13 protein-coding genes are annotated in these 12116 nt (G+C 35.5%); 1 reads left to right on the top strand and 12 read right to left on the bottom strand.

All coding sequences use genetic code 11. The features are described from left to right. Positions 1 to 12 precede the first annotated feature (12 nt). From CIB29_RS02570 to CIB29_RS02525, 10 genes are all read right to left on the bottom strand, one after another. Positions 13 to 780 carry a DUF116 domain-containing protein gene (locus CIB29_RS02570; protein WP_094546479.1) on the bottom strand — a complete coding sequence of 256 codons (768 nt, stop codon included), beginning with the start codon at positions 778 to 780 and terminating at the stop codon, positions 13 to 15. 3 nt (positions 781 to 783) lie between these two features. Beyond that, the gene (gene fmt / locus CIB29_RS02565; RefSeq protein WP_094546477.1) at positions 784 to 1719 is read right to left on the bottom strand and encodes a methionyl-tRNA formyltransferase; all 936 of its coding nucleotides are present in this window, start codon (positions 1717 to 1719) and stop codon (positions 784 to 786) included. A 20-nt stretch (positions 1720 to 1739) separates the two neighbouring features. Next, entirely contained in the window at positions 1740 to 2201 is a 462-nt protein-coding gene (gene def, locus CIB29_RS02560) for a peptide deformylase (protein WP_094546475.1), read from the bottom strand. A 12-nt stretch (positions 2202 to 2213) separates the two neighbouring features. Beyond that, positions 2214 to 4700, bottom strand: a complete 2487-nt coding sequence (gene priA, locus CIB29_RS02555) for a primosomal protein N' (protein ID WP_094546473.1) — start codon at positions 4698 to 4700, stop codon at positions 2214 to 2216. A gap of 63 nt (positions 4701 to 4763) precedes the next feature. Continuing rightward, the gene (gene coaBC, locus CIB29_RS02550; RefSeq protein ID WP_094546471.1) at positions 4764 to 5969 is read right to left on the bottom strand and encodes a bifunctional phosphopantothenoylcysteine decarboxylase/phosphopantothenate--cysteine ligase CoaBC; all 1206 of its coding nucleotides are present in this window, start codon (positions 5967 to 5969) and stop codon (positions 4764 to 4766) included. A gap of 49 nt (positions 5970 to 6018) precedes the next feature. Beyond that, the gene (rpoZ, locus tag CIB29_RS02545; protein ID WP_094546469.1) at positions 6019 to 6225 is read right to left on the bottom strand and encodes a DNA-directed RNA polymerase subunit omega; all 207 of its coding nucleotides are present in this window, start codon (positions 6223 to 6225) and stop codon (positions 6019 to 6021) included. Further along, entirely contained in the window at positions 6222 to 6845 is a 624-nt protein-coding gene (gene gmk, locus CIB29_RS02540) for a guanylate kinase (RefSeq protein WP_423241278.1), read from the bottom strand. Before gmk ends, rpoZ begins: the two co-directional genes overlap by 4 nt. Beyond that, positions 6820 to 7098: an extracellular matrix/biofilm regulator RemA gene (gene remA, locus CIB29_RS02535; RefSeq protein ID WP_094546465.1), complete on the bottom strand. Its 279-nt coding sequence runs from the start codon at positions 7096 to 7098 to the stop codon at positions 6820 to 6822. The genes gmk and remA overlap by 26 nt, the downstream gene beginning before the upstream one ends. Positions 7099 to 7298: 200 nt before the next feature. Continuing rightward, entirely contained in the window at positions 7299 to 8177 is an 879-nt protein-coding gene (locus CIB29_RS02530; RefSeq protein ID WP_094546463.1) for a YicC/YloC family endoribonuclease, read from the bottom strand. A gap of 224 nt (positions 8178 to 8401) precedes the next feature. Continuing rightward, positions 8402 to 8683 (bottom strand): DUF503 domain-containing protein, encoded by a 282-nt coding sequence (locus CIB29_RS02525; protein WP_094546462.1) that lies wholly within the window; start codon positions 8681 to 8683, stop codon positions 8402 to 8404. Between the two features lie 164 nt (positions 8684 to 8847). Here CIB29_RS02525 and CIB29_RS02520 point away from each other — a divergent pair, with 164 nt between their 5' ends. Then, positions 8848 to 10623 carry an Rqc2 family fibronectin-binding protein gene (locus CIB29_RS02520; RefSeq protein WP_094546460.1) on the top strand — a complete coding sequence of 592 codons (1776 nt, stop codon included), beginning with the start codon at positions 8848 to 8850 and terminating at the stop codon, positions 10621 to 10623. On the opposite strand, the gene CIB29_RS02515 is transcribed toward CIB29_RS02520, so the two are convergent. Together CIB29_RS02515 and CIB29_RS02510 are read right to left on the bottom strand one after the other, a co-directional pair. Beyond that, positions 10595 to 11407 carry an MraY family glycosyltransferase gene (locus CIB29_RS02515; protein WP_094546458.1) on the bottom strand — a complete coding sequence of 271 codons (813 nt, stop codon included), beginning with the start codon at positions 11405 to 11407 and terminating at the stop codon, positions 10595 to 10597. The genes CIB29_RS02520 and CIB29_RS02515 overlap by 29 nt on opposite strands. Before the next feature lie 17 nt (positions 11408 to 11424). Beyond that, positions 11425 to 12111 carry a glycosyltransferase family 2 protein gene (locus CIB29_RS02510; protein WP_094546456.1) on the bottom strand — a complete coding sequence of 229 codons (687 nt, stop codon included), beginning with the start codon at positions 12109 to 12111 and terminating at the stop codon, positions 11425 to 11427. Positions 12112 to 12116 lie beyond the last annotated feature (5 nt).

Raw genomic sequence — 12116 nt, 5'->3', positions numbered from 1 at the left:
AATATTAAAAAACTAGAACTGGTTCTTAACAAGAACTTGCCTTATTGCATCTTCTATCTTATCAACCTCTACTTTTGTATTAATACAAGGACCTTCAGGGGTGGTATTTTCAATGGCAATCACAGGAATATTATCTATATCCAGTATCCCATGAATTAAATCCCGGCTGCAGGCAACAGAAATAATTAATTTCGTTCTGTTTTCCTGGATTGCTTTTCGTGCCATTGTTCCACCTGAGGCTATACAAATCTTTATATTATATCGTTCAGCAATATCTAAAATTCTGGTAATATCACATTTGCCGCACCTTTTGCAATTAGATGGGTCGTTTGTAACTTTGTAACCACATTTGGCCCATTGCAGACAGTGAGGCACCAGTAACAATATTTTGTCATTTTCAGATTTAGGATTTGCTGAATTAACAATAATATTATTGATATCTACAAAAAAGCTTCGCATAATATTTTTGTCTATTCTTAATATACTAACTAAATCTATTGCAATGGACATAACAATTTTAATAAATTTATTAATAAATAATGCAAATGTTTTATTAATTCTTCCCGCCCTATAAGCAGTTGCAATAATATATATAAGCAGGGCTGAAAAAAGAATAATGATGAATACTAAAACTACTAAAATTAGCATTATTAAATTATAGGTTACCTCATCCACATATAAATATACCATCAGCGCTATAAATAATGCCGCAAAAGCCAAGGCAATGAAAACTTGTGAAATTTTAAAAAATACTTGTAGTCTTTCTCTTTTGAAGTCCATAAATCAACTTAAACATTCTCCATAAATAATAGAATGTCCTCTTAGGTATTCGTCGATTCCCATTCTTTTTCCGCCCTCAAACTGTACTTCTTTAATGATAATACAGTATTTATCCCCTGCTTTTACGGCTAAACCTTTATTATTTATATATTTTAAAATAGTTCCTGGCACTTCATCCGTGCAGCATTCCTCAATATCTACAGACCATACTTTCATGCATTGATCTTTATAGTAGGTATAAGCAACAGGCCATGGATTTACTCCCCGGACCAGATTTTTTATTTCAATTGCAGGTTTAGACCAATTTATTCGTGATATGGATTTATCCAGCATTGGTGCGTAAGTAGCCTCATGATGCGGCTGAGGTTCCCTTGGTATCGGACCTTTTTCTAACAGACCAACTGTTTCTTTTAGTACCTCTGCCCCTAATACCGACAGCCTGTCATGCAACTCACCCGCCGTCTCATCTTCCCCTATTGAAATCTTTTTCTTTAAGATCATATCTCCGGTATCCATACCTTCATCCATATACATTGTCGTTATACCAGTCTCTTTTTCACCATTTATAATGCACCATTGTATAGGTCCTGCGCCTCTATATTTAGGAAGCAGAGATGCATGCACGTTAATGCAGCCATATTTAGGGTAATCCAAAATATATTTGGGCAGGATCTTGCCGTAAGCTACTACTACAATCAAATCAGGATTAAGATTTTCCAAATCATCTTTAAAGCTTCCATTTTTAAGGTTTGAGGGTTGAAAAACAGGAATTCCTTTTGAAACAGCATATTCTTTCACCGGAGGCTGACTTAATTTATGCCCTCTTCCTTTTGGCTTGTCAGGTTGTGTAACAGCACCTATAACGTTATACCCCTCATTTACTAGCATATCAAGACAGGGGACGGCAAATTCGGGGGTACCCATAAATAAAATTTTCATTCTATCACCTCATCCACATCTTACTTTTCGTCCGGCTCGACAAATCTTATAACTTTATCTATAAATAATTCTCCATCCAAGTGGTCAATTTCATGGCAAAGAGCTCTTGCAAGCAATCCTTCGCCTTCTATCTGAATTTCTTCTCCATTTCGATTTAATGCCTTAACAACAACTTTTGCCGGTCTTTCAACTTCACCCCACTTACCCGGTACGCTTAAGCACCCTTCTACTTCTATTTGTTTGCCTTCTGCATGAATTATTTCCGGATTTACCAGTTCAATGAGCCCGCTTCCAACATCTATTACGACAATCCTCTTTAATATTCCAACCTGTGGTGCAGCCAGGCCCACTCCATTTGCACTTCTCATTGTTTCTGCCATATCATCCAAGAGGGTAATAATACTTTTATTTATAGTGTCAACGGGACGCGCTACCTTACGTAAAACATCATCGCCCACTCTTCTAATGATTCTATTTGCCATTCTTTATACCTCCTAAAACATATTTACCGGGTTTATGTCAATTGTAAGATTAACCCCTGCATTCTTTTTATTGTTATAAAATTCATATAGTAAATTATTTAAAAGTTTTCTAATTTCCAAGTTGTCTACACATTTTAGCAATGCCCTCCACCTGAATTTATTTTTAAGCCTGGATATAGGTGCAGGCGTGGGACCCAAAATCTCACTACAAACCTTGCTATAACCGCTTTCTTTAATTTGTTTCTTTAAATCCAGTATCAATTCATTAATCTTCCGGACTACCGCTTGTTCATCTGTTCCACTTATCAATATTGAAATAATCTGGCAAAACGGCGGATAATTCAGCTGCTTTCGTATTTGTATTTCATTTTTATAAAATGCCAGATAATCATGATTCTTTGCTACTTGTATAGTAAAATCATCCGGTTGGTAGGTCTGGATAACTGCTCTTCCCTCAATATCCCCTCTCCCGGCTCTCCCGCATACTTGGGTAATTAACTGAAATGTTCTTTCGGAAGAACGAAAATCATCGATGTTTAACGACATATCAGCAGCTAAAATTCCCACCAATGTAACATTAGGAAAATCCAAGCCCTTTGATACCATTTGCGTCCCTATGAGAATATCTATATTTTGATCCTTAAAAGTGCTCAATATTCTCTCATGGGAAAATTTACTACCAGTAGTATCTATATCCATTCTTAATACTGAAGCATCAGGAAATAAATGCTGAATTTCCTGTTCTACCTTTTGAGTTCCTATACCAAAATGTCTAATGTAACTGCTATGACACTTTGGGCAAATACTTACATTTTTAATTTTATAACCACAATAATGGCATGTAAGCCTGTTATTATTTATATGATAAGTTAAAGATATATTACAGTGGGGGCAATTCAAAACATATCCACAATTTCTACAAGATACAAAAGTAGAAAAACCTCTTCTATTGAGAAATAATATTGTCTGCTGCCTGTTCCTTATATTATATTCTATTTCTTCCTTTAACATGGTACTAAAAATTGATTTATTGCCTCTCACAAGTTCTTCCCGCATATCAACGATTTTGGCTTTAGGCAGCGGTGCATTATTATAACGCTTTAACATTTGTGTGAGTATATATTCACCACGTTCAGCTTTATAGTAGCTTTCAATGGAAGGAGTTGCAGAACTTAAAAGTATCACTGCCTTTTCATTAACACTTCTTTGTTGTGCAACTTCCCTAGCATGGTATCGTGGGGGCAGCTCAGATTTATAGGAGTTTTCGTGCTCTTCATCCAAAATAATAATACCAAGGTTTTGGAAGGGTGCAAAAATTGCCGATCTGGCCCCAACCACCACATCTACCTCCAAATTTTTTATCCGTTTCCACTGGTCATATCTTTCCCCAAGAGAAAGGCCGCTGTGAAATACAGCAACTCTATCTCCAAACCTGCTCATAAAGCGTTCTACCATTTGAGGAGTTAAAGAGATTTCAGGAACTAACACTATTGCTTGCTTCCCCATGGAAATAACCTGATCAATAATCTGGAGAAAAACTTCTGTCTTCCCACTGCCAGTTACTCCTCTTAATAAAATTGTAGCAGGTATAGAGTTTCTAATGTGTTCTGTAGTTAATTTTATCACATTTTCTTGTTCCAGGGTAGGTCTATATGCACCGGTCCTTTCAAATTGTTTATCAGCAAAAGGGTTACGCATGATTACGTGATCCTTATAATGGATAAGTCCTTTTTTATATAATGAATTGATGGCACTATAGGAACCCTGTGAAAACATTACAAGATCACTTAACGCTACAAATTCATTTTCCATTAATATTTCCAAGATTCTTGCCTGTGATGGCGCTTTTACCCTCATCATTTCTAAATGGTCTATTGCTTCTTCACGGGAAATAGCTAAACAGGCAAGCCGTATTGTTTTATTTTTAACCAAAGAACGGTATTCATTTGATATAATAATAATTTTTTTCTTTTGCAACGAACTTATAGAAGACCTGATATTAGAACTTCCAAGCAGGAAAGCCACTTGAGAATATTCTAAACACCCGTCGTTTTCCCGGAGTACTTTCACTATCTTTTTCTGTAAAGATGAATTTTTAACTTTTTTTTCAATGGTATCATTATCTATTTCCCTATTAATTTTAATCCATTCTTGATGCTTTAACCCGATTCCAGGAGGCGAAACTGCTTTTATTGCTTCATAATATGTACATAAATATCTTTCACGCATCCAATTAATAAGGCATAACATTTTTTCATCAAATAACGGTATCTCATCTATAATATCACATATTTCTTTAAGGTTGGACATATCACTGTGATTAACCCGATTGATTATAAATGCTTCGGTTTTTTTATTTCCATTGCCAAAGGGAACCAGCACCCTCATTCCTATTTTGACCTTAGTTAGTTTTTCCTGGGGAATTAGATAGTGAAATATCCTGTCTACATTTCTAGATGGATTGTTTACTATAACTTCTGCAATATTATTTTCAACCACTGGTTTCACCCCATTTCAAAAATAGCCCACCCTCTCAGGGTGAGCTCTTGTATAAGCGAAATTTTAGCACAGTTTTTGATGATATATTGCTAATGCTTTATCCAGTATTATATGAGCTAACTGGTCTTTTGTCATAATAGAGATATTTTCAACATTTCCGTTTCTATCTATCATTTTCACTATATTTGTGTCTACAGCAAATCCCGCACCTGGTTCAGATAAGTCATTCGCTACAATAAGGTCAAGGTTCTTCCTGATCAACTTTTCTCTTGCATACTCTTCAAGGTGCTGAGTTTCCATCGAAAAACCAATAAGGACCTGATTCTTGACCTTCTTGCCCAAGTCCGCGAGGATATCAGGGTTTTTTGTAACTTTTATCTCTAAATCGCTATGCTCTTTTTTTATTTTATTTTGACTAACTTGTAATGGACGATAATCGCTGACGGCAGCAGCTTTAATAATAACAGACGTACTTTCATAATGCTGCATTACAGCATCGTACATTTCCAAAGCTGTATTCACTTTTACCATCTGTATTCCTTCAATAGGTTTTAAAGCAGTAGGTCCGGTAACCAGGATTACGTCTGCTCCCCGGTATTTTGCTGCCCTCGCTATTGCATATCCCATTTTTCCTGAAGAGTAATTGGTTATAAATCTTACAGGGTCTATAGGTTCTCTGGTAGGACCTGCAGTTACAAGCAACTTCATATTTTTTAGGTCCTTTTGATAGCCTACCGTTTGTACAATCATTTCAACAATGTCATCTGCCTCGGCAAGCTTGCCCTTTCCTATATCGCCACATGCCAGACGACCAATTTGAGGTTCAACAAATATATAGTTAAGAGCTTTCAGACGTTCAATATTTTGTTGAACAATAACATTTTCATACATATTGCAATTCATTGCCGGCGCAAATACTACAGGACTTTTTGTTGCCATAATTGTAGTGGATAGCATATCATCGGCAATGCCATTAGCCACTTTTCCAATAATATTTGCCGTAGCCGGGGCAATAACAAACAAATCAGCTTTTTGTGCAAGGGAAATATGCTCAATCTCCCACGAACGAGGCTCTTGAAACATATCGCTAATTACATAATTTTGAGATAAAGACTGAAAAGTTAATGGATTTACAAATTCACACGCTGAGCGCGTCATTATAACATGAACCTCGGCATTTAATTTTTTTAACCTGCTTACTAAATCTGCAGACTTGTAAGCAGCAATTCCTCCACAAACACCTATAACAATTACTTTTCCCTTTAACACATTAACCCTCCGCTTAACACCCACATTAAAATATCACTATTCTCTACAACTATTTCATCGTATCTTTTGTCCTGTGATAGGTTATCTTATTTTCTGCAATTTCATTAACTGCAATTGTAACAGGTTTATCAGAATTAGACTTAACTAGCTTTGGCGCTCCCTGTGCAATCATCCTGGCCCTTTTCGCAGTTGCAACAACCAGGGTATATCGACTGTCTACCTTTTCCATTAATGAATTTATTGATGGATATATCATATATTACACACCTCTTTAATAATTTCTTGGCTTCGTTCAATTCTACATTTTTCAGCAATTATGATTGCTTCCAGATCTTTTACTGCATCCTCCAACCGGTCATTAATGATAATATAATTATATTTATTAATATGCGTAAATTCCAACCTGGCCGTATTTAACCTTTCATTGATAACTTCCTGGCTTTCAGTTCCTCTGTTTGTAATCCTGCTTTTCAATTCTTCCATCGACGGAGGCAGGATAAATATATATATACCTTCCGGGTATTTACTTCTTACTTTTAATGCACCTTGTACATCTATCTCAAGAATTACGTCTTTACCTTCTTGAAGCATCTTTTCTACATATTTTTTTGGTGTACCATAATAATTGCTGCAAAAAGCAGCCCATTCCAGCAATTCATCATTAGCAATCATTTCTTTAAATTGCTGCTCACTTTTGAAATAATAACTGACGCCCTCAATTTCACCATTTCTTGGCGCACGGGTAGTGGCTGATACAGATAAAACAACATTAGGATTTTTCTCTATCAGGGCTTTGCATATGGTGCCTTTACCAGCACCGGAAGGGCCGGATACTACCAAAAGAAGTCCTTTACTCTTCATCCTCAATTCCCTCATCTTCCACTGGAGTAGAATCTTTAGCAGTTAATCTGTGGGCTACAGTTTCAGGCTGTACTGCTGATAAAATAATATGGTCACTATCTGTAATAATTACAGCCCTGGTCCTCCTGCCATAAGTTGCATCTATCAACATACCTCTATCCCTAGCCTCTTGTATAATTCTTTTTATAGGAGCTGATTCGGGGCTGACAATAGCAACCAATCGATTAGCAGATACAATATTGCCGAAACCTATATTGATTAATTTCATTACATGTTCCTCCCGTTATTTACTTTAAAAATTGTAAGTACAAGCTTTGAGTTTGCTTTTTTATATGATTTTTAACATAATAGTTCACAGTTAAAAGCTCTCAGTTCACAGTAATAAACGATTTAACAGCTTTTACTGTGAACTGTGAATTTATTGACTTTATCTGCCATATAAAATCATTATCAGTAAATATATATCACTCACTCGATGTTTTGTATTTGTTCTCTTAATTTCTCAATTTCTGCCTTCACCTCTACAACACGTTTTGAGATATATAAATCATTTGCTTTAGAACCAATTGTATTAATCTCTCTATTCATTTCCTGAACCAAAAAATCTAATTTTCTACCTACAGGTTGGTCACTGTTTAATATTTCTCTCAATTCAGCCAAGTGACTTTTTAACCGGACAATTTCCTCAGCGATGCTTATTTTATCTGCGAAAATCGCAACCTCCGTTAAAATTCTATTTTCATCAATGGGAACATTTTTAAGAAGTTCCTTAACCCGCAGCTCTATTCTTTCCCTGTATTCGTTTACTACCTGGGGAGATCTTAATTCAATCTCATCAAGGACGGTCGTTATGTATTTTCCTCTTTCAACAAGGTCTTCTGCCAGCCGCATGCCTTCCCTTGCTCTCATAGCTAGAAAATCCTCTATAGCAACGTCAAGAGCTTTCTTAATAAGTCCCCATAACTCTTCCTGATCTTCTTCTTTTCTTTCAACTTTAAAAATCTCATTATATCGGGCAACACTGGAAACGGTAATGTCATCCTGTAAACAGAAAGTGTCTCTTAACTGATAAAGAGCTTTTATATAACTTGCTGCAAGTCCTTCATTAAGAAAAACTATTTTATCATCATCTTCATAGGAATCTATAGAAAAGTATACATCAACTTTACCTCTTGAAATATAATTTTGCAGGTATTCCCGTACCCGGTCCTCTAAGAAACCATAATATCTGGAAACATGAATAGAAAAATCGGCATATCTATGATTAACGGATTTTATTTCTACTACAATATCCTTGTTTTTCTCCTGCAATTCACTTCTTCCATATCCCGTCATACTCCTGATCATTATATGTACCACCTTAATTATTATTCAAAAACTCTGCTATACAGCCAATAAAACAAATCCTTTCACATATTTTACATATACCATCCAGAATAAAAAAATGTAATTCTGAATGTATTATAACACAAATTAAAAAAAATAAAATACTTATAATACATTTTTCTCCACAATAACATTGCAATCATAATACGATAAAAGCTAAAAGAGATTTATATAATTTTATTATATTAAATAATTTCTACAGAATAATCAATTACAACTACTCTTCCATCATTTTCAATGAAATTGATGACTTTTGAAATAATACTGTTTGCATGGGCTGTATCATTTGAAACACAACAAAATCCCAGGACAGAATACTGCCATTTATCCTGGGCATCTATTTCTGCAATAGATACATTAAAACGAGACTGTATTCTATTTATAATACTTTTGACAATTTGCCGTTTTTCTTTTAAAGAAAATACACCTTCCAAAGATAAATCCACACTACAGCTGCCAATAATCATAATATACATCCTTCTATTATTTCTACGTTTACATTTTATCAATAATACTGTAATTGTCAAGATAATATGAAAAACCACATAAAATTAATATCCTGTACATTTGTCTGTATTTTGTATATAATGCTATAATATATGGGGTAAAAGTATAAAACAGGAGTGATATTATGCCTTTAGATGGTATTGTTGTGAACGCTTTGGTTCATGAATTCAACGATAGAATTTTAAATAGCAAAATAGAGAAAATTTATCAACCCGAAAGTGATGAGTTGATTTTTATAATCAGGAACAAAGGAAAAAGTGAACGGCTATTGTTGAGTGCCAGTTCAAACAATCCGAGAATTCACTTTACTACAGTAAATAAATCCAATCCTGATGTACCGCCCATGTTCTGCATGCTACTGAGGAAACATTTAATGGGCGGCAGAATTATTGCAGTGACACAACCTGATTTTGAGAGGATTATTTATTTAATGATAGAATCCTACAACGAATTGGGTGATTTAACTACCAAAAAGCTAATTATCGAAATAATGGGCCGGCATAGCAATATTATATTGGTTGATTCCAATGGAAAAATTATTGATAGTATTAAACATATTGGCATAAATATTAGCAGCGTAAGGCAGGTTATGCCCGGACTTGATTATGTACTGCCGCCTTCACAAGAAAAATTAAATCCTCTGGATTGTTCTGAACAGGAAATATTTGATATTATAAGCAGACAAAGTGATGGTTTAAAAGTGGATAAATGTATTGTAAACAATTTCACCGGGATTAGTCCGCTTATTGGAAGAGAAATTTGTTTTCGTGCGCTGCATAATAGCGATTATTATATTGGTGAACTTAGTGAGGATCAAATAAAGTATGTAGCTGGTGAAATGTGTAAGATTTTTGATCAAATAAAAAATGGCCAGTTTTTACCTGTGCTGCTGTATGATAAAGAGGCAAAAAGGGTTGTAGATTTTTCAGCTGTTAATATCCTGCAATATGAGAATCTTGCAATTGAAACCGATTCATCTATAAGCAGTATCCTTGATACATTTTATTCCAAACGTGATTCTCAAGACAGATTAAAACAAAAATCATCAGACTTGCTAAAAATTATTAATACAAACTTGGATCGGTGCAAAAAGAAGCTTGCACTGCAGCAACAAAAATTAGGTGAAGTCTCCAACAGGGAAAAGTTTAAAACTTACGGTGATTTGATTACCGCAAATATATACAGAATTCAACAAGGAATGGACAAAGTAGAGGTTGAAAATTTTTATGAAGAGGGATGCCCTGTTGTAACCATTCCCCTTGACCCTGAACTTTCCCCTTCCCGGAACGCCCAAAAATATTTTAATGAATATGCAAAGGCAAAAAATGCTGCTAAGATGGTAACAGAGCAGATGGAATTAAATATTCACGAAATTGATTACCTTGAGTCTGTTCATGATGAAGTGATTAGGGCAACAAATGAACAAGAATTAAATGAAATTAAAGATGAAATTGCTGAACAGGGCTATATTAGTCAGAAATCAAAACAAAAGTCACAAAAAAATGTTGCCCCCTCTAAACCAATGCATTTTATCAGTTCTGACGGAATTGATATATTTGTTGGCAAAAACAATAGACAAAACGACTACCTTACTTTAAAATTTGCCCGGGACGAAGACCTATGGTTTCATACTAAAAATATTCCCGGTTCCCACACAATAGTAAAAACAGGAGGAAAAAAAGATATTCCGGATACTACCTTGTTACAAGCAGCAGCCTTGGCTGCGTATTTTAGTAAAGGTAAATATTCGTCTAATGTTGCTGTAGACTATACTACTGTAAAGAATGTAAAAAAGCCTTCCGGAGCAAAACCTGGAATGGTGATATATGAGAATTATAAAACTGTCTATGTGACGCCGGATGAAGAGCTGATCACCGCCCTCTCCCCAGGCGATCAATAAAATTTAAAACGCGGTTGCCCTCGATTGCTTTAGAAAAAGAATACTTTTCGCTGATTAAGTTCAATAAAAACACAATGGTTAAAAGGATAAACCGAACCATGAAGCTTTTAACAGCAATCACTATACCTATGCCTAAAGCCATCCCGATAAAGTTTGCACCGGTATCACCCAGCATCCCCCGTGCTTTTAAATCTAACGGAAGATAGGCAAGCAATGCTCCAAGTACAATATAATGAATATTGGTTAGGGTCCCAAGCAATAGGGATAGCAGCGTTAGCAGTATAAACCCTTTTATTGCTCTTCCGGGGCGGGTATCCAACAAATTAATAAGGTTGGTAACCAGGCTAATTAAAAATATATTGGCTATAATATCATAAAAGGTTTTGGATACCTGGATACTCACAATAAAAGCAGAAATAAAGCCTATAATTGCCTTTAGCCCCCCCGTAGTAAGTTTTCCCTTCATTAAACCTTTTATATGTCCTTTAAAACCTTTTGATGAATTGTTTCCAAGAAGGTCATCAATAAGTCCTGCAAAGCCCATGAGAGATCCTGCAAAGACTACGTATAGTGCTTGCAGTGGTTCAACCAGGTCAAAGGGGATTGCCATACCAACTGCTGCAACAGTACCCAGCATAACAGCGATCCCCATTGAACCAGGGATTTTAATCCCCTGGAAATTTGCAATAACTTGTCCTGCTTCAATTAACATTTGTCTGGTCCCGCTTTGAGAAACTATTGTACAAATATATCCTAAAACAATTAAAACCAGTACATCATACATAAATCTTTAATGTCCCTTCAATTTTTGTTTTTGCCTGTCCTTTCAAATGCCTTGCGTATAAGTACGACAAGAATATCATTCATTTGTTTTCCTCTGTGGAGAAATCCTTTTAAATTCCTTCCCGTCTCCTTATGAGTCATATCCACATCACATTCCAAAATTGTATATCCTTTTTTAATAATATCTATTGTCATACCTACCTCTGCACCGTATCCGGTACCAATCGTTATATTTTTCAGGACTTCTGCTTTAAATGCTCTCTGCCCCGACAAGGTGCTCTCTATATATTCCCCCGCCAACAGCTTTGTACCATACCGGCTTACTAATTTAACCAACCCAAAACCCCCTTTTTTCTTTGGCCTGCCAAATCTAGCTATGGCAACATCACAAATGCCATCTTGTATTGGTTGAATGAGTTTTACAATCTCTCTTGCAGTCTTTTCGGTGTCTGCATCCAAAAAAACAACAATATCTCCTTTACATCTTAGCAAACCTAGCTTTAGTGCATTGCCTTTTCCTTTATTTTCTGCACATCTAATCACTTTTGCATTACACTTCCGGGCAATTTCACAAGTATTATCATTTGAGCCGTCATCTACCACAATGATTTCATCTATTAATCTGATAGCATGTACTGCTTCTATCGTTTCTTTAATCGTCTTACTTTCATTATATGCCGGAATAATTACACTCACCTTTTGCATGGTTC

This window comes from Petroclostridium xylanilyticum (genome assembly GCF_002252565.1).
Lineage (GTDB): Bacteria > Bacillota > Clostridia > SK-Y3 > SK-Y3 > Petroclostridium > Petroclostridium xylanilyticum.
This window is presented reverse-complemented; position numbering and strand designations above follow the sequence as displayed.

Coding starts and splice junctions, on each gene's coding strand:
- CIB29_RS02570 (WP_094546479.1), bottom strand. CDS start 780: ATGGACTTCAAAAGAGAAAGACTACAAGTATTTTTTAAAATTTCACAA.
- fmt (WP_094546477.1), bottom strand. CDS start 1,719: ATGAAAATTTTATTTATGGGTACCCCCGAATTTGCCGTCCCCTGTCTT.
- def (WP_094546475.1), bottom strand. CDS start 2,201: ATGGCAAATAGAATCATTAGAAGAGTGGGCGATGATGTTTTACGTAAG.
- rpoZ (WP_094546469.1), bottom strand. CDS start 6,225: ATGATATATCCATCAATAAATTCATTAATGGAAAAGGTAGACAGTCGA.
- gmk (WP_423241278.1), bottom strand. CDS start 6,845: ATGAGGGAATTGAGGATGAAGAGTAAAGGACTTCTTTTGGTAGTATCC.
- remA (WP_094546465.1), bottom strand. CDS start 7,098: ATGAAATTAATCAATATAGGTTTCGGCAATATTGTATCTGCTAATCGA.
- CIB29_RS02530 (WP_094546463.1), bottom strand. CDS start 8,177: ATGATCAGGAGTATGACGGGATATGGAAGAAGTGAATTGCAGGAGAAA.
- CIB29_RS02525 (WP_094546462.1), bottom strand. CDS start 8,683: ATGATTATTGGCAGCTGTAGTGTGGATTTATCTTTGGAAGGTGTATTT.
- CIB29_RS02520 (WP_094546460.1), top strand. CDS start 8,848: ATGCCTTTAGATGGTATTGTTGTGAACGCTTTGGTTCATGAATTCAAC.
- CIB29_RS02515 (WP_094546458.1), bottom strand. CDS start 11,407: ATGTATGATGTACTGGTTTTAATTGTTTTAGGATATATTTGTACAATA.
- CIB29_RS02510 (WP_094546456.1), bottom strand. CDS start 12,111: ATGCAAAAGGTGAGTGTAATTATTCCGGCATATAATGAAAGTAAGACG.